This window comes from Sphingomonas soli NBRC 100801 (genome assembly GCF_001591025.1).
Classification (GTDB): Bacteria; Pseudomonadota; Alphaproteobacteria; order Sphingomonadales; family Sphingomonadaceae; genus Sphingomonas; species Sphingomonas soli.
Genome location: NZ_BCTZ01000001.1, coordinates 138,075 through 157,993, shown reverse-complemented (window position 1 = coordinate 157,993; position 19,919 = coordinate 138,075). Strand labels below are relative to the sequence as shown.

The window sequence follows — 19,919 nt, the reverse complement described above, 5'->3', positions numbered from 1 at the left end:
CAGCGGCGAAAGCGCATCCCCTAATCCCCACCGAGACGGCCACACCTTAGTTGGAGTTGCCCGCCGCGGCGTTGCCCACCTTGTTGCCCTCTTCCTCGCCGAACACCGGAAGTCCCTTGCGGCGACGATCGACCACATCGGCGATGCCCGCGCTGGTCGCGTTGAGCAGCGGATAGGTCATGGAGGTCGTGATCCATTCGGGCCGTTTGGCCGGGCCGCCCCGCATCGTATCGAAGATCAACGCCAGCAGCAGGAACGCCATGCTGACCAGAATTAGCCCCTTTAGCGCGCCGAAGCCGAGCCCAAGCGCGCGGTCGATCGGTCCAAGGAAGCTGTCCCGCGTTCGCGATCCCACCGAATTGGCGATCAGCCGTCCGCCGAAATAGGTCGCGCCCGCCAGGATCGCGAAGGCCAGCACTGATGCGCCCTGAACCGTGCCCACCAAGTCTGCGAGCATCTCCGCCAGTGGCGCATGGAACAGCTTGATCGCCAGCACCACCAGCACCCATGCGAGCAACGCCAACACTTCGGTGACAAAGCCGCGCAGGAAGCCGAGCACCCCCGCCCCGCCGATCGCGAGCAGCACGATGATGTCCATTCCGGTAAGCGTCATGACAAAGGGCCCTCCCGACGCGGTGATACCGCGTCAGGCGTGCCGCGTCACCCTTAGCGCCCAGCGATCATAGCCGAGTTCCTCCACCCGTTTCATGATCGCTTCGGCATTGGCAGGATGCGCCTCACGCGCGAGGACCCACAGATAGCGCCCGCCCGGCTCACCGACGATCGACCAGCTATAATCATCGGCATGGTCGAGCACCCAGTAATCGCCGGTGTAAAAGGGTCCGAAGAACGAGACCTTGAGCTTGGCGTTGGTCTCGTCGTCGACGATGATCGCCTTGCCCTCAACAAAGCTGCGCTCGCCTTTCGGCCCGCCCTGCGAGCCGCCATTGGTGATCTGGATCTTGCCGCCCGGCCCCGTTGCATATTCGGCGGTCACCGCGTCCAGCCCCTTCTCGAACCGGTTTTCGTGCCGCGCCAGTTCATACCATTTCCCCAGATAGCGCTCGATCTCCACCGGCTTGGCTGGCTCAGGCACTTTGGCATTGATCATCGGAGGGCGCGTGGCCCGCGAATAAGCAAACGCGCCACCAATGGCTGCGACGGTGACGCCGCCAAGAATTTTCAAAACGGTCGATTGCTTCATGTGGGCACTTTGCGTTGGCGGGCGAGGAACTGCAATGCTCCCTGCCACCCCGCCTTACGCCGGGGGCCGCCGAGCGGCGACCGGCGACATTCCCCACGTTCACACCCGTCATCCCGGACTTGTTCCGGGATCCACAGGGCGGCACTCGATGGACAAGAGGTTCCAGCCTAAAAAATTCGCGGCTTCGTGGACCCCGGAACAAGTCCGGGGTGACAGAGATTCAAGGTCAGGAAGGGAGTCGCTAGCCGACAGTCCGCTCGTGACAATTCTGCGGTCGAGAAGCCCGCGCGGCACCGTTCCCCCACGAACAGGTCCGGCACGCACTACCGGCCCAACAAATGATCCACGAACGCCCCGAGATTCTTGAACCCCGTCAGCGCCAGCCCGCCCTTGTCCGCCTGTGCTGCAGGGGCGAGCGCCTTGGCGAAGCCCAGCTTGCCCGCCTCGCGACAGCGGAGCGCGCCATGCGCCACTGGCCGCACTTCGCCCGACAAGGCGATCTCGCCGAATGCCACCGCGTCTGCGGCCAGCGGCCGCTCCGACAGTGCCGATACCAGCGCCGCCGCCACCGCAAGATCGGCCGCAGGATCCTGCACCCGATACCCGCCCGCGATGTTCAGATAGACTTCGCAGGTGGAGAAGCTGAGCCCGCACCGCGCTTCGAGCACCGCGAGGATCATCGAAAGCCGCGACGAATCCCAGCCGACCACCGCGCGCCGCGGCGTCGCGCCACTCGCCAGCCGCACGACCAGCGCCTGCACCTCCACCAGCACCGGGCGCGTGCCTTCGAGTGCGGGAAACACAACCGTACCCGTCACGCTTTCGTCGCGCTGGGTGAGGAAAAGCGACGAAGGGTTTGCGACTTCGCTCAGCCCCTCGCTCTCCATCGCAAACACGCCGATCTCATCGGTGCCGCCAAAGCGGTTCTTCACTGCGCGCAGGATGCGATACTGATGGCTGCGCTCGCCTTCGAACGCCAGCACGGTATCGACCATGTGCTCGAGCACGCGCGGGCCCGCGATATTCCCGTCCTTGGTGACATGCCCGACGAGCACCACCGCGGTGCCGCGCTCCTTGGCGAAGCGGATCAGCTCGCCCGCAGACGCCCGCACCTGGCTCACCGTGCCCGGCGCGCCTTCGATCAGGTCGCTGTGCATGGTCTGGATCGAATCGATCACGAGCAATGCGGGCGCAGCGCCTTCGCCCATCGTGGTCAGGATATCGCGCACCGAAGTCGCCGCCGCGAACATGACGGGTGCCTGCCCCAGCCCAAGCCGGCGCGCACGCAGCCGCACCTGATCGCCCGCCTCTTCGCCCGAGACATAGACGACCCTGAGGCCCCGGTTCGCGACCTTTGCCGCGGCCTGGAGCAGCAGGGTTGATTTGCCGATTCCGGGATCGCCGCCGATCAGCGTGGCCGATCCCTCCACGAAACCGCCGCCCAGCGCGCGATCCAGCTCGGCGATGCCGGTCGCCATCCGCTCCGGCAGCGCGATATCGGTGTTCAGCCCGGTAAGCTGGATCGCCCGCCCGCCGGATTGGAGGTTATGCTTCGCCTGGAACGGCGTGACGTTTGCGCCTGCTTCCTCCACCAGCGTGTTCCAATCGCCGCAATCGCCGCATTGCCCGGCCCATTGCGCGGTTACCGAGCCACACGCCTGACACACATATCGCTTGCGGGGTTTCGCCATTCCCCAGCGCTAATACAGGAACAAGCCGGGAACAAGTGCTACTTGTGTGGACGCGCCCCGGCCCTCGCGGTATCGCCGCTGTCCATGAAGCCCACGGACCTCCGCGTCGCGCTTTTCAGCGGCAACTATAATTATGTCCGTGACGGCGCGAACCAGGCGCTGAACATGCTCGTCGAGTTCCTGCTGCGACAAGGCGTCACGGTTCGCATCTACTCGCCCACCACCGATACGCCCGCTTTCGAACCGGCGGGCGATCTGGTCAGCGTGCCCTCGGCATCGATCCCGGGCGGGCGCGGCGAATATCGCTTTGCATGGCGCCTGCCGCCGGAAACGCGAGCGGATCTGGAGGCGTACAAGCCCAATATCGTCCACGTATCCGCACCGGAAGTGCTCGGGCACCGCGCGGTCAGCTGGGCGCGCGATCGCGGCATCGCCAGCGTCGCCTCGCTCCACACCCGGTTCGAGACCTATCCGGCCTATTACAATCTGGGCTTCACGGTCCCGCTGCTGATCAAGCTCCTCACCCGCTTCTACAATCGCGTCGAGCAGGTGGTGACACCCGGCAACTCCACCGCAAATATCCTGCGCGAATGGGGCGTGAAGACGCCGATCCGCATCTGGGCGCGCGGCGTGAACCATGATCGCTTCAATCCCGATCGCCGCAGCAACGAATGGCGACGCTCACTAGGCATCGCCGATGATGAATTCGCGGTGGGCTTTCTCGGACGCCTCGTCCTTGAGAAGGGCCTCGATATCTTTGCCGATGTTTGCCGCAAGCTGGAGGCGGACGGGGTGAAGCACCGGGTTCTCGTGATCGGCGACGGCCCCGCGCGCGATTGGTTCGCCGAACGCGTACCCAAGGCGGTGTTCGCCGGTTTCCAGCGCGGTGACGATCTGGGCCGCGCCGTCGCATCGATGGATGTTCTGTTCAATCCATCGGTCACTGAGACCTTCGGCAACGTTACGCTCGAATCCATGGCCGCCGGCGTGCCCGTGGTCGCCGCCAATGCAACCGGCGCGATGGACCTGATCGACGATGGCGTCACCGGCTTCCTGGTCGGCGCGCGCGATGTGGATGCCTATGCGGGGGCCATCGCCCGATTGGCCAATGATCGCGATCTCCACCGCGCCCAATCCAATGCGGGCCATGAAAAGGCCAAGGCCTATGTGTGGGACACGATCAACCAGTCCGTGCTCGATACTTATCTCGAAGTGATGGCGCGCCGGGGCGAATAAGCACCCTCAGCCTCGGAAAAGCCCGGCTACCAGCACATAGCTTTTCCAGTTTCAGCCGAAACAAGCTGGCAATATTCCCCGACGCGAGGAGGGAGTCGGCCGATGGAAACCGAAAGTCCCAACGGACCTCCAGTGCTGAGCCTGTGGACGCTGTTCCTCAAATTCCTGCGCTTCGGCTGCCTGGCCTTCGGTGGACCTGTCGCGCAGATCGCGATGATCCGTCAGGCGCTGGTTGACGAAGAAAAATGGGTGACGCCCGCACGGTTCAACCGGCTGCTCGCGGTGATGCAGATCCTGCCCGGCCCCGAAGCGCACGAATTATGCGTGCATTTCGGGATGATCGCGCGGGGGCGGATCGGCGGCCTTCTCGCGGGACTGGGCTTCATGCTCCCCGGCCTCGCGCTGATGCTCGCCTGCGCGGCCGCCTATACGCGCTTCATTGCCGGGCAGAGCGGGTTTGACGGCATATTGCTCGGCATCCAGATCTTCGTGATCGCGATCATCGTGGGCGCGGTCCGGCGCATCGCGCGCCACGCGCTTCCCAACATCTTCCTGATCGTGCTCGCGCTGGCCGGTGCTGCGGGGACGCTTGCCGGGATACCCTTCTGGGTGCTGCTCGCGGCGGGCGGCGCGGCTTACGCCCTGTTGGCACGCCCGGTGATCGCAGCGGCTGCGGTCGGCGCTTGCGCCGCGATCGGATATCTCGCGCAAAGCGGAACGCCCGCCCACATCGCAGCCCAGCCGGCCGGGGATGTCCAGTTGATCCTCCTGTTCCTCGCGGGGCTCAAGGGCGGGCTGCTGACCTTTGGCGGAGCCTATACCGCGATACCCTATGTCCGCGCGGATACCGTCGGGCGAGGCTGGCTTTCGGACGGCGCGTTCCTCGACGGCGTCGCGCTCGCAGGAATGCTGCCAACGCCGCTGGTGATCTTCGGAACCTTCGCGGGCTATCTGGCGGGCGGTCTGCCCGGCGCGCTTGCCGTCACCACGGGCATGTTCCTCCCCGCCTTCGCATTCTCGCTGCTCTTCTTCGAGCGCCTCGAATGGGTCATCGACAATCCTTCGCTGCACCGCCTCCTCGACGGTGTCGCGGCGGTAGTGGTGGGGATCATCGCGGCCACGTGCATCGATCTCGGCGTCGCGCTGGCCGCGCGCACCGAGCAGATGTTCCTGGCGACCCTGCTCTTCGCCGTAGCGCTCGCGATCGCGCTTGGCTGGAAGAACCAGTACGCCGCCCCGGCACTTGTCCTGTCCGGTGGGGTCGCGGGCTGGCTTGCCTTCGGCTAACGATTCAAGCCCAGTCGAACTTCAGGGGCGCCTCGCGAAAGGCAAAGCGATCGAGATGGCGGGCTACCGCGCCCTTCAATCCCTCCAACTGCCCTTCGCTCGACGCGTCGATCCGCACCTCCAGCCCCGCCCCGGCGACATTGAACGTCACCACGGCATCGCCCGGCCAATCGGCCCCGCGCGCATCCCGGGGGAAGACGACGGTGCCGTGGTCCGCGTTGAAGTCGACCTGCAGATTATGGCTCCAATGTTTGCACAATTGCTGGAGATACCGGCTCGCGCTTCCGGTGGGCACCAACGTGCTTGCGGTCACCGTCCTCATTGTCGTTCCTTCCGTATCAGGCAGCCGCAACGCACCGCCGCCCGTCTCCGTTTCAGAGCCATTCGATCTTCTGTGCCGCCTTATCGACGATCGGGGCCACGCCAGCGGTGCACACCTGATGCTTTGCGAGATGCGCCAGCCGCGCAAAGAGCGTCGCAACCGTTGAAGCCCCCTTCGCGGGATGACGAACGCGCGGCGAGCGCCTATCTTGGCCACCACATGGCTGATCTTTTCGGACCCCAGGAACAGGAACCGCTTGTCGAGGAAGCACTGGGCGGCCCCCTCGCCGATCGCCTGCGCCCGCAATCTCTCGATCAGGTTGTCGGACAGGAGCATCTGACCGGCCCCGAAGGCGCGATTGGCCGCATGGTCGCGGCGGGCAAGCTCAGCTCGATCATCTTTTGGGGGCCGCCCGGCACCGGCAAGACCACGATCTCGCGCCTGCTCGCCGATGCGGTGGGCCTGCGATTCGTTTCGATCAGCGCGGTCTTCTCGGGCGTCGCCGATCTCAAGAAGGTGTTCGCCGAAGCGCGCGAATTCGCCCGCACCGGCCGCAAGACGCTATTGTTCGTGGACGAAATCCACCGCTTCAATCGCGCCCAGCAGGATGGCTTCCTCCCCTTCGTCGAGGACGGCACCGTCACGCTCGTCGGCGCGACCACCGAAAATCCCAGCTTTGAGCTCAACGCCGCGTTGCTCAGCCGCGCGCAGGTGCTGATCCTTCACCGGCTCGATCACAAGGCGCTGTGCAAGCTGCTCGATCGCGCCGAGGAACTGGAGGGCAAGCCCCTCCCCCTCACGCCCGAAGCGCGCGACGCCTTTGTCGCCAGTGCGGACGGCGACGGGCGTTTCCTGCTCAATCAGGCCGAGACGCTCTTCTCGGTGCAGTTCGATGCGCCGCTCGATCCGGCATCGCTCGGCGGCTTCCTCCAGCGCCGCGTCGCCGTGTACGACAAGGATCGCGAGGGGCATTACAACATCATCTCCGCGCTCCATAAATCGGTGCGCGGCAGCGATCCCCAGGCGGCGCTCTATTATCTCGCCCGCATGCTCACCGCTGGCGAGGAGCCGCTTTATGTGCTCCGCCGCCTCGTCCGCATGGCGGTCGAGGATATCGGCCTCGCCGATCCCAATGCGCTGGTCCAGTGCATCGCCGCCAAGGACACCTATGAGTTCCTCGGCAGCCCCGAAGGCGAGCTCGCGATCGTGCAGGCCTGCCTCTACCTCGCCACCGCGCCCAAATCGGTTTCCGCCTACAAGGCGCAGAAGGCCGCGTGGAAATCGGCGAAGGAAACCGGCAGCCTGATGCCGCCGCAAAACATCCTCAACGCCCCCACCAAGCTGATGAAGGAGATCGGCTACGGCAAGGGCTACCAATATGATCCGGACACCGAACACGGCTTTTCCGGCGACAATTACTGGCCCGACGAGATGGCCCCCCAGACCTTCTACACGCCCACCGATCGCGGCGTGGAAAAGCGCATCGCCGAGCGCATGGCGTGGTGGGACGAGATGCGGAAGAAATTGCGCGATGGGTGATTGGGACGATGCCTGCGCTTTTGCCCTCACCCTCCCCGGCGTGGCGATGGAAAGCTGGTGGGGCTCACCCTGTCCCAAGATTAACGGCAAGGGCCTGATGTCCCCCGGCCGTGAGCCGGGCAGTTTCGGCCTGATGGTCACCCAGCCGGAAAAGGAACTGCTGTTCGAAACCGATCCCGACACCTTCTGGCAAACCGCGCATTACGCCAATTACCCGATGCTCCTCGTCCGCTACGGCACGGGGAGCCGCGAGCGCATCGAACTCTACATTCAGCGCGCCTGGTGGGACCGCGCGAAAAAGCCCCAGCGCGTGGAAGCGGGGATGGAAGAGCGGCCGTGATCCGGCACATCCTCCCCCGGAGGGAGAGGGGGACCAGCGCAGCTGGTGGAGAGGGTTTCCCCACTGGCAATGGCTCCTCTCCTGTGGCGACTACCCCTCCGCCTTCGGCGCCCCCCCTCCGGGAGAGGATCTAGGTGCAGCCCTTCACCACCTTCATTGCGATCGACTGGTCCGGCCAGGCGGTCGAGCGACCGAAGGGCCTCGCGGTCGCCTGCTGCACGGCTGGCACCGCCGCGCCCGAGCTAATTCACCGCCGCTGGTCGCGCGTCGACATCCTCGATTACCTCGGCGATCTCGCCACCACTGGCACCCGCGCGCTGATTGGCCTCGATCTGTCCCCCGCTTTCCCCTTCCACGACGAAGGTGCCTATTTCCCCGGCTGGGAGCAGTCGCCGCCCGACGCCAAATCGCTCTGGGCATTGGTGGATCAGCTCAGCGCCGATGATCCGCACCTCGCTGCCACCGGCTTCGTCAGCCACCCGCATGCCCGCCGCCATTTCCGCCAGCAGCGCGACTGCGGCGATCTGTTCCCGCCCGGGCGCGGCCGCTTCCGGATCTGCGAGCATGGCCAGGAAGCGATGCGGCTCTCGCCCTATAGCTGCTTCAACCTTGTCGGAGCGTCGCAGGTCGGCAAATCAAGCCTAACCGGCATGCGCGTGCTTCACCGGCTGCGCGCCCGGATCGGCATGTGGCCGTTCGACCCCATCCCCGAAACCGGCCCGCTGCTTGTCGAAATCTACACGAGCCTCGCCGCGCGCCTCGCCGGCATGCGCAAGGGCATATCCAAGATCCGCGACGCCCAGACGCTAGACACCATGCTCGCCGCCTTCGGGTCCGACCCACACTTACTCCTTGCCCGCTATGACGACCACGCCACCGATGCGATACTCAGCGCCGCCTGGCTCCGCACCGCCACCAGCCAACCCGAGCTGTGGAGCCCCTCTGCCCTCACGCCCCAGCTCGCCGCAACCGAGGGCTGGACGTTCGGCGTCGCTTGAAGCTAGGGGGAGCCGTGTGCCGGTTTAGCTCAGCTGGTAGAGCAGCGGTTTTGTAAGGCTGTCCAACGATCCATAATTTCAGCCGAATTCATGTAGTTACGGCTTGATTTCAAAGATTTTTGGCAAGTTTTTCGCATCAAATCTTAGTCTGATTTCGCATCAATTAGACCGGTTTAGACAGCCCTTGTGCCCAAGATTGTGCCCAAGTTTAAGTGTGCTCTGACGAGCATGGCTTGCCGAATTTCTGAGGTGCTGAGCCGGCCAGGAGTCGGATCGTGTCTAAGAAAATTACGTTCACGCCAGCAGCGATCGACGCGCTGAAGGAGGGCATTCTACTAGATCCCAGAACCCCCGGTTTGCTGATCGTGGCAAGCGCGAAGGGAAGTCGAGTTTGGCGATATCGACGCCGCATCGTAGGCAGCGGTGAGTCGCTCAAGCGCACCTTGGGACGGTTTCCGAAGTTCAGCATCGCCGACGCCAGAGCTTGGGCCGAAGCAATCAACAAACAGATTGAGGGCGGCCTAGACCCCCGCGCGTTGGAAGCCGAAGCCGAGGCGCGCGCAAAGTTCACCGTCGACTTTTGCCACGGGCTCTACATGGAAGCGGTACGGCTCAATCAGCACCGGACCAAGCGGACGAAGCATGCCAAACCAGTCAAACCTCGCACGATCTCCGAGAAGATAGACCTGTATGATCGGAACGTTCGCAAAGTCCTCGGTACCAACCCAATCGATAGTGTTACGGAAAAGGAAATCGATGCGATTGTCCTCGGGATGACGCGGCGGGGCGCCGTGACCCAGGCCAACAGACTCGGCGCCGAGATGCGCGTTTTCTTTACCTGGGCGTGCAGTCGCCGGGGTGAAGCTGCCGGTATCAGAATGACGATCAACCCCGCGGCACGGATCGGCGAATTGTGGAACCCCCAGACCGTTCGCAAGCGCTGGCTCGATCACGACGAACTTCCGCTCTTTCTCCAGGCTGTCGCGCTGGAACCTGAGCGGCTCCATCGCCGCTGCCTGTTACTTCTCGTTCTGACCGGCGTCCGCAAATCCGAGTTACTCGAGGCGCCTTCGACCGAACTCCGCGAAGGCCGGTGGATCATCCCGGGCGAGCGCACCAAGAACGGCGAAGAGCATCCGATCGCACTCGCGCCTTGGACGGCGAAGCTCATCCAAACCAACGAGGCATGGATCATAACCTCTCCCAAGAAATCGACGCAGCCGATGCTCTCCGGATGGCCGAAAGTGATCGAACGGGTGCGCGCGCGCATGGCCGAGATCGGCGAACGGCAAATCGCGCATTTCACGCCGCATGATCTTCGACGGACGATGCGTAGCCATATCGAGGATCATGGGATCGACGAGGCCCTCGCCGAGCGAATGATCAATCACAAGCTCACCGGCCTGGCCGAGATTTACAATCGCAACAAACGCGCGAGAGCGATGGCGGCAGGCTTCTTGGCGTGGGATCAGGCATTGGGGGCAATGGCAATTGCTGCCGGCGTTGGCGACGCGCTTGAGGTTGTCGTAAGCGCTGAGCCGCCCGATACCCACCAATAAGAGTGCTTGTATCGCCTTGGCCTGCGCCGTCTCAACAGCTATGAGCACCCCAACGCCCGTTTAGCTCAGTGGTAGAGCAATGCTTTTGTAAAGCGGAGGTCGTGGGTTCAAATCCTACAACGGGCACCAGCCACCCCACCGGTCGTCACACCTGAAGATAGCGTGATGGAACGCCGCAGCGCTTATGGTGCGATGGCTCGCATATGCGATCCAAGGCACGCGAGCTGGTCGCCAAAACATTATGGCCGGTTCTTGCCGCAGGATAAGTCGCGCTGGCAGCGAAGATCCTAAACGAGGTCTGGGCGGCGTGACGCGAGACGGCCAGCACGCTATTCATTTGGCATGCTGGCCCTTCTCAAATGGCTCTTCGAGCACATCGATTTCGTCAAGATCGCTGAGCTTCAGCGGGGCCGGAACAACCGCAAAGTAGCCGCTCGACTTCATCTGGCCTTGATTGCAGCCTACGAAATTGTTGATGTCCAGGAGACCCTGCTCGATATCCTCAATGCCGCGTTGAAGAGCTATCGCAAGGACGGCGATCGCCACATCATCAGTGTGAATGCGCATTGGACAGCGAACCTGCTCAGGCGCCAAGCCGATAATCTAGAGAAACTCGACCGCCTGCTGCGAGACCTCTATGCGGAGATTCGGCTGCTCGATCCCTCGTTCGAAGCCAATTACCGCGCGATGTTTCCCGGCAAATTCGGCATTCTATTCGATGCACAATATCTGCTTTGGCAAGCACGGTTGCCGATTGGTGAGGACCACCCGGTCCCGTGGATGGACGGAGATGGGCTGGTCTACCGGACGCTCTGGCTTGGCCCGCTCGAGCCGGACAAAGACCGGGACGAGGAGCGCCGATATCTCCACCCCGTCAACGGCACTGAAAAGGACATCATCGACGTCCATGCCTCCGACGGAACAGCGTTCATGGTCGAGCTCGAACGCTATTTCGAGGTCGAAAAGCCCTTTGAGCGCCTGGCCGCACTCAAGGAGTCCGCCGAGAGTTATAAGCAAGCACTGACGGAGCATCTCTCGCTTTCGGACGTGCTCGCCGAGATCGGCAATCTCAAGCGCGGGTGACAATCGCGCTTGGCAGTTACCAAAGCGCGCGGCTTTCCATCCACGCGAGCACATCTTCGAGCTTGAAACGTGGGCAGTGGCCGTGCTTGGCGCGGCCGCTCCCCAACTCATATTCGCGCGGGAAACCCGCGGGGCGCGAGACGCGGAGCCGATCGATCTGCCGCCGCGACAGGCGCGCGATCTCGGCAAATTCGTCCGGCGTGATGAACCGGGGAAGCTCGCGGTTCACGCTTGCCGGGCCGCCCGGACGGTCAGAGCCGCGATTCCCGGCCATCACCGCCGCCGACGCACGAACTCACGGTCGCTGTCGAGAAACGCTGCAAGCATCGCCGGGATCAGTTCGGTGACCGGCTCCTGCTGACCGTAAGCCTCGGCATAGGCGGCCGCATAGGCAACCAGCCGCTCATTGAGCTCGGGCATCACGTTGATCGACAGCTTCACCGGCGTCCGATCCGGAAGCTTCGCGAGCTTGAGATCGGCCATCAGTGCCCTCCCCCAAGCTGAGGCGCCAGAACGAGATCCTTGTGCACGACCAGCCGCACCGGCGCGCCCGGCCGGATCGTGATCGTCGGCTGGATATTGAGATTGCGCTGGGTGATCTGGTCGCCCGCGCGGGAGACATTTCCCTGTGTCGATCGCCGCATCGCCTCGACCAGATCGCCGTCACCTGTGAACGCCAGCTCGGACCCGACGCCGAGCACAGTCGACAGCGTGACGCCCTTGAGCAGCTGCCAGCTATGCATGTCGACCTTGTCCTCCAGGCCCGCATAGCCGGAAGGGTCGGTCGCCGGAACATTGTCGATCCGCAGCGAGCTATCATCCGGCATCACGATCCGCTGCCACACGATGAGCGCACGCTTCTGACCGAACGCGACCACACTATCGTAGCTGCCGATCAGCCGAGCGCCCTGAGGTATGAGCAAGGTGCGGCCGGTAGGGCTGTCATAAACCCGTTCGGTTACCTGCGCGATGACCAGGCCCGGCAGATCTGAGCGGAGCCCGGTGATCAGGCTGGCCGAGATCACGCTGCCCGCAGTCAGGACATAGGGCGAAGGCGCGGCAACCAGTACGTGCGGATTCACGTCGCCCTTGGGATCGACCGTTGCCACGAAGTCCAGCTTGCGCTGCTGCGCATTGGGATCGTTGGCCTGGTCGAGAGGAGGCTTGGCACTCGGTGTCGGCGAGGCGACCGTCGCGACAGTTGCGGGTGGTTCAGCCCCCGGTGCCGCGCCCTGCGACCGCGAGACCAGCAGCCCGGATTCCCGCGCCGCCTTGCGTTCGGCAAGCAGCCTTTCGCGCTCCGCCGCAGCCGCTTGATCCGGACCGGCCTCGGTCGCCATCGGCGCATGATCTTCCGCGGCGAGCTGGCGCTGATGCTCGAGGATCGGCCGCCCGAGATCGCCGGGAAGCGGCGGGCCCAGCTTGGGGACGTCGCCGTAGCCGGTCGGCAGGCCGCTCAGCGCATCCGCCGCCCCCTTCCCGCTCGGCTGCGACAGCGCCTCCTCCCGCGCCAGTTGGTTGAACACCTTCGGGCTGAGGGCCATCCAGGTAACGGCGATCAGGCTGACCGAACCGACCGCGGAGATCGCGATGATAACACCGCGCCGGAATCGGATGGGTCGGCGCGGACGCGCGCGGATCGCCAGTGTCTCGGGATCGACCTTGGGCGCGATGGCGTCGAGACCGGCCTGGTTCACGACTTCCTCCCCTTGGCCGGCGTTTCGATGGTGCGCGTGATCCGAACCACGTCCTGGCGCTTCAGCCCGAGCCGAAGCTCAGCGGCATCGAAGATCCGGTCGACAACATAGAAACGGCCCTGCAGCCGGTAATTGACGAGGCTCACCTCGCCCTTGCGATCGACAAGGAAGAGCGGCGGCGCCTCGCCCACGGCAAGGCTTTCCGGGAATTCAATATAGGTCTGGCGGCCGTCATCGAACGCGCGCAGCGGGCGCCAGGCCGGCTTGTCGCCAGTCACGGCATAGTTGAAGCGGAGCCGATCCGGGGCGAAGCCGGAAGCGACAGGGACCGCTGCCTCCCGCTCCTCGCTTACCCGCTTGAGCGCGAGCAGCGCGTCCCGCGGATAGGTCCAGGACAATGCGACCATCGCAGTCCCGCCGGTACTCGTCAGCGCCAGATGATAGCTGCGCCGATCGGTGGCGATAACCAGATTGGTCGATAGCCCCGCCGCGAACGGCTTGACCAGCACATGGGTCCGTTTGTCAGCGCCGCTGCCGCTCACTGTGTCGCCGATGACCCAGCGCGCCGTGTCGCCCGAAGCAACCGAGATCAGCCCCTCGCCCGGCTGAAGCGCGATGTCGGTCACGCGCTCGGGAGCGGCATAGACCTGATAGAGTGTGCCCTCGGCATAGGGATAGACCTGCACTGCATTGACGAATCCTCCCACCACCGGCTTGCGGGTCGCGGCCCGGTTCGCGATCGCCACATCGGCCTCGGCGCGGGACGGGCGTCGCACGTGTTTCTTGCGATGCGCGGACGCTCTCTGCGGGGGAGCGGCCGAAGGCTTGGCAACCACGACCGGCGCTGCGGACGGCTTACCCGGCACCGCCTGGCCATAGGCCGGCGCGCAGAGCGCAAGCAGCGGCAGCACGCCAAACGGCATGAGTTTCCATAGGTTCATTGCTGATTCTCCTGGCTGATCGGAGCAGCCGGTTCGGCCGCGAGACTGGGGTCGAGCGGCGAGCCGCTAGGAATGGCGTCAGGCACCGGCTTGGGTGCGGGCGGCGCGGGAACATCGAGTTCGCGGCTCCAGTCGATCGCATCGACATAGATGCCGAGCGGGTTCCTGCGCAGCACCTCGGCATTGGCCGGCGCCTTGGTCGCGACGGTCAGGATCGCGGTCCAGTTCGACCGGCCCGCGAACGACCCGCGCTCGAACGTGGTTTCCGTCCATTTGAGCTGGAACGATTTGTCCGATGCGCGGACGATGCTCGTCACCTGCACCGACACGGTCCGTTCGCCGATCCGGGCGAAGGGGTTGGCGGTGCGGGCATAGTCGCCCAGGAATTGCGCCCCCCGCTGCGTGGCGAAGGCATAGGCGTCCAGCCAGTCCTGTCGCATCACGACTGGATCGAGCGAGACCGTGCGCACATTGCGGATGAAGCGCGAGAGATGCCACGCGACCTGGGGATCGGTCGGCCGGAACCCGGCCTCGGCCTCGGTCACCGCCCGCGCCTCGCCGAGCCGATCGACTTCGACCACATAGGGCACGACCCGGCTCTGAAGCGATTGCCAGAGCACGCCGCCGCCGAGACCGCCCGCGATCATCAGGCTGCCGAATGCCATCAGCCGCCAGTTGCGCGCCTGCACTCGAGCAGAGCCAATCCGCTCATCCCAAAGCTGGCCCGCGCGTTGATAGGGCGTCTCGGGTTCGGGGGTTCGTCCGTAGCGCTGGACGGCACGTTTGAAAATCATCACTCGTCCCTTTCCTTGATGTCAGGATGTGCGGAGGCGCCGCCGCGATCGCCTTGGCTGAGCGTATGCGCGGCCATCTGGCGGTGGTGCCGGGCGTTCTGCTGGGAGCGCATCGCCTGCGCCCAGGCGGGGGCGCCGTTCTCGGCGCCCAACGGCGACGATGCCGCCGAACCAGTCGAGCCGGCCTGATTGAGCGCATTCCACGCGCCCTGCCGGCCGGAGGTGGAAGCCTCCTTGAGACCAAGGGCGTTGGAGGCGCGCGACTTGATCGCATTGCCCGCGGCCTGCGCGACGCCGCCGATCCCCGCTGCGGCACTCGGCTTCGCCGCAGTCTCCTTGCCCAGCGTGTAGGCCGTGGAAGCGGCCGAGCCCATCGACGTGCCTGCGCGAACCGCACCCATCGCGGCGCCACCCGCCATGCGCGCCGCACCCATGGCCGCACCGCCTGCGAGCATCGGCACGGCCGCCGCACCGATCGTGGTGCCAAGTGCCGCACCGGCACCAAGCTGCGGCGCACCCGCGACCAGACCCGAGGCGATGCCGGGGCCGAAGATGCCCAGCCCGAACAGCGAGAGTGCCCCGAGGGTGAGGCTCATCGCGGCGCCGAGGTCCGGCTCCTGTCCCTGCATCGAGGTGACGAACTCGGCGAAGAAGTTCGAGCCGATGCCGACGATGACGGCAAGCACCATCACCTTGATGCCGGACGAGACGACGTTGCCCAGCACGCGCTCGGCGAGGAAGCTGGTGCGGTTCCACAGCGCGAACGGCACCAGGATGAAGCCGGCGAGCGACGTCAGCTTGAACTCGATGATCGTCACGAACATCTGGACCGACAGGATGAAGAAAGAGAGGATGACGACCAGCCAGGCGAAGAGAAGCACCACGATCGTCAGGAAATTCTCGAAGAAGCTGACGAACCCCATCAGCTCGGAGGCCTGATCGAGCAAAGGCCAGGCAGCGGAGAAACCGGTCTCGGCAACCTTGCCCGGGCGCAGCAAGTCATCCGCGCTGAGCGTCCCGCCACCGGCGGTCAGGCCAGCCTGTGCGAAGGATTTGAAGATGATATCGGCGAGCAGCTGGAAGCTGTTCAGGATGAACGCGAACGCACCGATATAGAGGATCTTCTTGAGGAAGCGGCCGATGACATTGTCGTCGCCGCCCATCGCCCAGAACAGGCCGGCAAGGGTGATGTCGATGCCGATCAGCGTGGCGGTCAGGAAATGGACGTCGCCACCGAGCAGCCCGAACCCGCTATCGATGTAGCGGATAAAGGCCTGCATGAAGCGGTCGATGACACCGAGATCGTTCACGTATCTGTCCTCATGAAAATGGTGCCGCGGGGCTCCGGCGAGGGGAGCGGTGCCGAAGCCCCGCGGGCTGCGGGCACGGACGGTCGGGGACGTGCCGTCCGCGCCCGGTCTCGTCAGCGCTGGGTGTAGGCCGAGCCGGCGCCCAGGAAGCGCCGCGTGCGAGCGCGCCCATCGATCTCGGCCTGGGTGCGCCGCGCCTGCTCCATCGATTGCGCCCGGTATTGTGCAGCCATCAACGTCTGGATCTGGAACTGCTGCTTGGCGGCGAGTGCGAGGAGCTGGTTGGTCGCCTGGCCGACCTGCAATGCGCCCTCGGCACCCTGGCTTCGCGCGACGAGCGCGCTCAAGGTCTGCGCATCCTCCTGGACATTCTCGACCACCTCGGACTGGACGCTCATCGTCTGGCGGAAGGCCCCCATCGCGGCATCGAGCCGCGCTCGTGCGGCCATGACCTGACCGTCACGCTTAAGCGCCGCGTCGAACTGCTCCGGGAAGAGCCTGCGATATTGTTGCTCGATCCCGTCGACCCGGAAGCCGATCCCCTGCGCCTGACCCATCAGCCGGTCGATCTGCTGGAGCTTCGCCATGATCGCCTGCAATTGCGGGAAGTCGATCCTGGAGAGGTTCTTCGCCTGGTTGATCAGCATCGCCGCTTCGTTCTGGAGCGACTGGATCTGGTTGTTGATCTGGCTGAGCGTCCGCGCCGCCGTCAGCAGATTCTGGCTATAGTTGCCCGGATCGAACACCGTGATCTGGGCATGGGCGGGCGTTGCCATCATCAGGCTCATCGCGAGCGAACCGAGGGTGCCAAAGCCAAGCGCGGTCGAGATGATCAATTTTCGGGCAGCAATACGCATTGAACTTACTCCTGTGCGTGGGGGGACGGAAAATCGGCGAGGAGGCCGGCCGCCCAGTCGAGGCCGGCATCGGCAAGGAAGCTCTCGGCGAAAGCGGCGGCGCCATGTTTGGCGAGCAGCGCATCGATCCGGGCCTGGCTTGCGGGATCGGATGCGCCGCACAGCGCCAGCGCCACCGGTCCGAGCCCCAACTCGAACAGGCGGTTGCCGCGCGCAGACTGGAGATAATATTGGCGCTTCGGGGTCGCCCGGCTGACCAGCTCGATCTGCCGGTCGTTCAATCCGAAGCGCTCATAGGCTTCACGCCCCTGCGGCTCGATCGCACGGTCGTTGGGCAGCAGGATGCGTTGCCGGCAGCTCTCGATGATTGCCGGGGCGATCGAACTCGACGCGATGTCCGCCAGGCTCTGCGTCGCGAACAGCACCGCGACATTCTTCTTGCGAAGCACCTTCAGCCATTCGCGGATCCGCGCGGCGAAGAGCGGGTGGTCGAGGAAGATCCAGGCCTCGTCGAGCACCAGCAATGTCGGTCGCCCGTCGAAGCGTTCCTCGAGCCGGTGAAACAGATAGGTCAGCACCGGCGCGACCACGCCCGCTTGTCCCATAAGCGCTTCAGTCTCGAAGCACTGGACATCGGCGAAGGCGAGGTTCTGCTCGGCAGCGTCGAGCAACCGGCCGTAGGGACCATCGAGCGTATAGGCCCCAAGCGCGGTTCGAAGTGCATTGGATTGGAGCAGTAGCGCCAGGCCGGTGAGCGTCCGCTCCTCGGGCGGTGCGGAGGCCAGGCTGAGCAGCGCAGACCAGAGCTGGTCCTTGATCTCGGGGGTGACGACGACCTTCTCGTGCGCAAGCAACGCCGCGATCCACTCCGCTGCCCAGCTCCGCTCGGTTGCATGGTCGATGCGGCGGAGAGGCTGGAAGGCTAGCGTCTCGCCACCATCGGCGCCCAGCCCGAGCGCATGATGTGCCCCGCCCATCGCCAGCACCGCGGCGCGCGCGGAGAAACCCTTGTCGAAGATATAGACCTGGGCATATGCGTAGCGCCGGAATTGCAACGCGATCAGCGCCAGCAGCACCGACTTGCCTGCACCGGTCGGACCAACCACCAGCATATGACCGACATCGCCGACATGCGTCGCCAGCCGGAACGGCGTCGATCCCGCGGTCTGCGCAAAGAGCAACGGCGGCCCGTCCAGATGCGCGTTGCGCACCGGTCCCGCCCATACCGACGAGAGCGGCATCAGATGCGCAAGGTTCAGCGTATGCACCAGCGGCTGGCGGACATTGGCATAGACCTGTCCCGGCAGCGACGACAGCCAGGCCTCGACTGCGTTCACGCCTTCGCGAATGGTCGTGAAGCCGAGCCCGTTGACGATCCGCTCGACCTGCCGGACCTTGTCCTCGGCCCGGATCCGATCCTCGTCCGATACCGTGATCGTGGTTGTCAGGTAGCCGAACGCGACATGGTCGCCGCCCAACTCCTGCAAGGCGAGATCGGCGTCGCCCACCTTGTTGTCGGCATCATTGTCGAGCAGTTGGACGGGCTGATTGTAGATGACCTCGCGCAGCATCGCGGTCACCGACTTGCGCTTGTTGAACCATTGCCGGCGCAGCTTGGTCAGCACCTTGGTCGCGTCGCTTTTGTCGAGCGCGATGAAGCGCGTGACCCAGCGATAGGCGAAATCCTGATGGTTGAGCGCGTCGAGGATCCCCGGACGGCTGAGGTTGGGGAACCCCATCACGGTCAGGGTGCGCAGATGAAGATTGCCGAGCATCGGCTCGAGCCCGCCGGTCAGCGGCGTGTCTGCAAGCAGTCCGTCCAGATACATGGGCGTTCCTGGCACGGTGATGGCGTGCCGACGCGTCGAGATCGTTCCGTGTAGAAAGGCCAGGGTCTCGGCATCGTCCAGCGCGCGGATCTCCGGCATGAACCCGGCGAATAGGTCGAGCGCGCGATCACTCTCGGCGACAAACCCGGCAAGCGCGGCCCGCCAGTCGCGACCATGGTCTGCCTCGGGTCGTTCAACCAGCGACCGCCCGGCGGCATCGGCCGCATCGGCGGGCGGCAACCAGACCAGGGTCAGATGATAGCGGCTCTCATAATGCTCGCCTTCGGCCAGGAAGGCGGCACGCCGTTCCTGATCCACCAGCCAGGACGCCGGGTCGGGGAAGCTGCTTTCCGGATAGGCCAGGGCCTCGCGGCGCTCGGCTTCGAAGAACAGCGCCCAGCCGGTGCCGAATCGCTTGAGGACATTATTGGCTCGCGCGCAAGCGGAGACGAGTTCGGCCTCGGTCGCCGATTCCAGATCGGGACCGCGGAACCGGAGGGTGCGCTGGAAGCTGCCGTCCTTGTTGAGGATCACGCCCGGCGCGACCAATGCCGCCCAGGGCAGGCGATCGGCGAGCCGGTCGGCGCGGCTGCGATATTCGGACAGGTTCAGCACGCGAAATGGCCTTTCTGGCGGAGGTGGCGGAGCAGGACCGGCGCGAAATCAGGGTCGCGGCGGGCAGCGAAGACGGCGAGGCTGTGTCCGACCGCACAGAGGGCGAAGCCGGTGATCCACTGCTGGAGGCCCAGTCCGACCGCCGCTGCGATCGTCCCGTTGACGATCGCGATTGCCCTCGGCGCGCCGCCGAGCAGGATCGGCGAGCCGAGGCTCGCATGGATCGGCGCCTCAAAGCCTTCGATATGCCCGCCGCTGCCGGTCACGAGATCAGCGCTCCGCCGCCGAAGCTGAAGAAGCTCAGGAAGAAGCTCGACGCGGCGAAGGCGATCGAAAGCCCGAACACGATCTGGATGAGCTTGCGGAACCCGCCCGCGGTCTCGCCGAACGCAAGCGTCAGGCCGGTGACGATGATGATGATCACCGCCACGATCTTCGCGACGGGGCCCTGCACCGATTCCAGCACCTGCTGGAGCGGTTGCTCCCAGGGCATTCCTGACCCGGCTGCCTGTGCCTGCACGGCGATGCCCAGTGCCAGCCCCAAGCCAATGCATGCGGCGCCGATCTTCATGAGCCGGATCTGATTGCGCCGCGTGCGGGAATTCGACGGCATGAGG

The 19,919-nt window shown here is 64.9% G+C and carries 21 protein-coding genes and 1 tRNA gene; 8 read left to right on the top strand and 14 right to left on the bottom strand.

The window, feature by feature from the left end; genetic code table 11:
* Positions 1-46: 46 nt before the first annotated feature.
* The 3 genes from SSO01S_RS00790 to radA form a co-directional block, all read right to left on the bottom strand.
* The gene (locus tag SSO01S_RS00790) at positions 47-613 is read right to left on the bottom strand and encodes a CvpA family protein (protein WP_066793708.1); all 567 of its coding nucleotides are present in this window, start codon (positions 611-613) and stop codon (positions 47-49) included.
* A gap of 33 nt (positions 614-646) precedes the next feature.
* Positions 647-1,204, bottom strand: coding sequence for a lipocalin family protein (locus SSO01S_RS00785; RefSeq protein ID WP_066793707.1), 558 nt, complete (start codon positions 1,202-1,204; stop codon positions 647-649).
* Between the two features lie 323 nt (positions 1,205-1,527).
* A complete protein-coding gene (radA, locus tag SSO01S_RS00780) occupies positions 1,528-2,895 on the bottom strand; it encodes a DNA repair protein RadA (RefSeq protein WP_066793704.1) in 1,368 nt (455 codons plus the stop codon).
* An 84-nt stretch (positions 2,896-2,979) separates the two neighbouring features.
* Between radA and SSO01S_RS00775 the strand changes: the two genes are divergently transcribed.
* Positions 2,980-4,131 carry a glycosyltransferase family 4 protein gene (locus tag SSO01S_RS00775; RefSeq protein ID WP_066793701.1) on the top strand — a complete coding sequence of 384 codons (1,152 nt, stop codon included), beginning with the start codon at positions 2,980-2,982 and terminating at the stop codon, positions 4,129-4,131.
* A gap of 102 nt (positions 4,132-4,233) precedes the next feature.
* Entirely contained in the window at positions 4,234-5,418 is a 1,185-nt protein-coding gene (chrA, locus tag SSO01S_RS00770; protein ID WP_066793698.1) for a chromate efflux transporter, read from the top strand.
* A gap of 4 nt (positions 5,419-5,422) precedes the next feature.
* On the opposite strand, the gene SSO01S_RS00765 is transcribed toward chrA, so the two are convergent.
* The gene (locus tag SSO01S_RS00765) at positions 5,423-5,740 is read right to left on the bottom strand and encodes a DUF2218 domain-containing protein (RefSeq protein WP_066793695.1); all 318 of its coding nucleotides are present in this window, start codon (positions 5,738-5,740) and stop codon (positions 5,423-5,425) included.
* A 219-nt stretch (positions 5,741-5,959) separates the two neighbouring features.
* On the opposite strand from SSO01S_RS00765, the gene SSO01S_RS00760 reads away from it, so the two are divergent.
* The 6 genes from SSO01S_RS00760 to SSO01S_RS00735 all read left to right on the top strand — a co-directional run bounded on the left by SSO01S_RS00760 (position 5,960) and on the right by SSO01S_RS00735 (position 11,259).
* Positions 5,960-7,279 (top strand): replication-associated recombination protein A, encoded by a 1,320-nt coding sequence (locus tag SSO01S_RS00760; protein WP_066794227.1) that lies wholly within the window; start codon positions 5,960-5,962, stop codon positions 7,277-7,279.
* Complete coding sequence (locus SSO01S_RS00755; protein WP_066793693.1) at positions 7,272-7,619, top strand: MmcQ/YjbR family DNA-binding protein; 348 nt, start codon at positions 7,272-7,274, stop codon at positions 7,617-7,619. Before SSO01S_RS00760 ends, SSO01S_RS00755 begins: the two co-directional genes overlap by 8 nt.
* A gap of 134 nt (positions 7,620-7,753) precedes the next feature.
* Positions 7,754-8,617 carry a hypothetical protein gene (locus tag SSO01S_RS00750; protein ID WP_066793691.1) on the top strand — a complete coding sequence of 288 codons (864 nt, stop codon included), beginning with the start codon at positions 7,754-7,756 and terminating at the stop codon, positions 8,615-8,617.
* A gap of 275 nt (positions 8,618-8,892) precedes the next feature.
* The gene (locus SSO01S_RS00745) at positions 8,893-10,176 is read left to right on the top strand and encodes a tyrosine-type recombinase/integrase (protein ID WP_083942750.1); all 1,284 of its coding nucleotides are present in this window, start codon (positions 8,893-8,895) and stop codon (positions 10,174-10,176) included.
* Positions 10,177-10,230: 54 nt separating this feature from the next.
* Positions 10,231-10,305 (top strand) — tRNA-Thr (locus SSO01S_RS00740).
* Between the two features lie 213 nt (positions 10,306-10,518).
* Complete coding sequence (locus SSO01S_RS00735) at positions 10,519-11,259, top strand: hypothetical protein (protein ID WP_066793686.1); 741 nt, start codon at positions 10,519-10,521, stop codon at positions 11,257-11,259.
* Between the two features lie 16 nt (positions 11,260-11,275).
* Here the strand turns inward: SSO01S_RS00735 and SSO01S_RS00730 are convergent, their stop codons facing one another.
* The 10 genes from SSO01S_RS00730 to SSO01S_RS00685 all read right to left on the bottom strand — a co-directional run bounded on the left by SSO01S_RS00730 (position 11,276) and on the right by SSO01S_RS00685 (position 19,873).
* Positions 11,276-11,533: a helix-turn-helix transcriptional regulator gene (locus SSO01S_RS00730; protein ID WP_066793683.1), complete on the bottom strand. Its 258-nt coding sequence runs from the start codon at positions 11,531-11,533 to the stop codon at positions 11,276-11,278.
* The gene (locus SSO01S_RS00725) at positions 11,533-11,742 is read right to left on the bottom strand and encodes a DUF2274 domain-containing protein (RefSeq protein ID WP_066793681.1); all 210 of its coding nucleotides are present in this window, start codon (positions 11,740-11,742) and stop codon (positions 11,533-11,535) included. The genes SSO01S_RS00730 and SSO01S_RS00725 overlap by 1 nt, the downstream gene beginning before the upstream one ends.
* Positions 11,742-12,956 carry a TraB/TrbI/VirB10 family type IV secretion system protein gene (locus SSO01S_RS00720; RefSeq protein ID WP_066793677.1) on the bottom strand — a complete coding sequence of 405 codons (1,215 nt, stop codon included), beginning with the start codon at positions 12,954-12,956 and terminating at the stop codon, positions 11,742-11,744. The genes SSO01S_RS00725 and SSO01S_RS00720 overlap by 1 nt, the downstream gene beginning before the upstream one ends.
* Positions 12,953-13,897 (bottom strand): P-type conjugative transfer protein TrbG, encoded by a 945-nt coding sequence (gene trbG, locus SSO01S_RS00715; protein ID WP_245646537.1) that lies wholly within the window; start codon positions 13,895-13,897, stop codon positions 12,953-12,955. Before trbG ends, SSO01S_RS00720 begins: the two co-directional genes overlap by 4 nt.
* On the bottom strand, positions 13,894-14,691 hold the full coding sequence (gene trbF / locus SSO01S_RS00710; RefSeq protein WP_066793671.1) for a conjugal transfer protein TrbF: 798 nt from the start codon (positions 14,689-14,691) through the stop codon (positions 13,894-13,896). Before trbF ends, trbG begins: the two co-directional genes overlap by 4 nt.
* Positions 14,691-16,001: a P-type conjugative transfer protein TrbL gene (gene trbL / locus SSO01S_RS00705; protein ID WP_066793662.1), complete on the bottom strand. Its 1,311-nt coding sequence runs from the start codon at positions 15,999-16,001 to the stop codon at positions 14,691-14,693. The genes trbF and trbL overlap by 1 nt, the downstream gene beginning before the upstream one ends.
* 113 nt (positions 16,002-16,114) lie before the next feature.
* Positions 16,115-16,858, bottom strand: a complete 744-nt coding sequence (trbJ, locus tag SSO01S_RS00700) for a P-type conjugative transfer protein TrbJ (protein ID WP_066793659.1) — start codon at positions 16,856-16,858, stop codon at positions 16,115-16,117.
* Positions 16,859-16,863: 5 nt separating this feature from the next.
* Positions 16,864-19,302 carry a conjugal transfer protein TrbE gene (gene trbE, locus SSO01S_RS00695; protein ID WP_066793656.1) on the bottom strand — a complete coding sequence of 813 codons (2,439 nt, stop codon included), beginning with the start codon at positions 19,300-19,302 and terminating at the stop codon, positions 16,864-16,866.
* A complete protein-coding gene (locus SSO01S_RS00690) occupies positions 19,296-19,568 on the bottom strand; it encodes a VirB3 family type IV secretion system protein (RefSeq protein WP_066793653.1) in 273 nt (90 codons plus the stop codon). Before SSO01S_RS00690 ends, trbE begins: the two co-directional genes overlap by 7 nt.
* Positions 19,565-19,873, bottom strand: coding sequence for a TrbC/VirB2 family type IV secretion system protein (locus tag SSO01S_RS00685; protein ID WP_066794224.1), 309 nt, complete (start codon positions 19,871-19,873; stop codon positions 19,565-19,567). Before SSO01S_RS00685 ends, SSO01S_RS00690 begins: the two co-directional genes overlap by 4 nt.
* Positions 19,874-19,919: the final 46 nt, after the last annotated feature.